The following is a 934-nucleotide window of genomic DNA, read 5'->3' as shown; positions in this document are numbered from 1 at the left end:
CGAACGGCTCCGGGCGCGCGTCTCGCAAAGCGGGCGGTTGGTGCGCATCTGATGGGCGGCGGTCATATGGCGATCAAATCCTTTCCACCGGTTGCAGGCGGGATAAGGTTCCACCCGCGCCAGAAGCCGCGGCGCACCACGCCGCGGCAAAGCATGACGATCAGGCCTGCGTTTTCCAAACATAACGGAACCGCGGGATTTCATCCGGCATCGGAGCAAACCCCTTGACGGTGTTGCGCATGGCGTTGAATTCGACGCTGAAGCCGACGGGCATGTAAGGCAGATCGGCAGAAATCTGACGCTGGATCTTCTCGTACAGTTCCTTGCGGCGAGCCTGGTCGGAAATTACCCGCGCCTCATCGATCCATTTGTCCACGTCGGGATTCTTGTAGCCCGTGGAATTTGCGGTGCCTTTGCTGGAGAAGAGGTAGTGGATAAGGCCATCGGGATCCGCCCGTTGCGTCCAGCGCATAGGCGTGAAGCGTATCTCGCCGGAAACCGCCTTGGCGTAGTAGTCGCTTTGCGGAACCGGATCGAGCTCAATGTTGAGGCCGATCGCGTCAAGGTCTTCCTTGGCAAGCTCGGCGAAGCGTCGAAGCGTATCGCCGCTTGGCGCCGCAAGCTTGATGGTGGTGCCCTTCAGGCCAGAATCAGCCACGATCTTGCGCGCCTTTTCCGGATCGTATTCGTAGTGCACCAGATCGGTCGGCGTCCACCAGAGGCCATCTGGCGTGAAGCTATCGGATATCTTGCCTTGTCCAGCCCATATGATCTGGTTGAGGCGGTCGCGGTTGAGGCCGTGCGCTATGGCCTGGCGTAGTTCCGGCTTGTTGTATGGCTCGGCGTCCCACCGCCACTGGTAGGAATACCAGACGCCACCCTTCGATGGCACAAGCTCGATATCCGGGCTGGCCTTGGAAAGGCGCGTATCCAG

1 protein-coding gene is annotated in these 934 nt (G+C 60.2%); it reads right to left on the bottom strand.

The annotated features are described in order from the left end of the window. Positions 1-160 precede the first annotated feature (160 nt). Positions 161-934, bottom strand: a 774-nt coding sequence (locus EN879_RS37320) for an ABC transporter substrate-binding protein (RefSeq protein WP_164774913.1), incomplete at its 5' end; no start/stop codon positions are given.

Origin of the sequence: Mesorhizobium sp. M7A.F.Ca.AU.002.02.1.1 (genome assembly GCF_003998535.1) — a bacterium.
In the GTDB taxonomy this organism is placed as follows: Bacteria; Pseudomonadota; Alphaproteobacteria; order Rhizobiales; family Rhizobiaceae; genus Mesorhizobium; species Mesorhizobium ciceri.
This window is presented reverse-complemented; position numbering and strand designations above follow the sequence as displayed.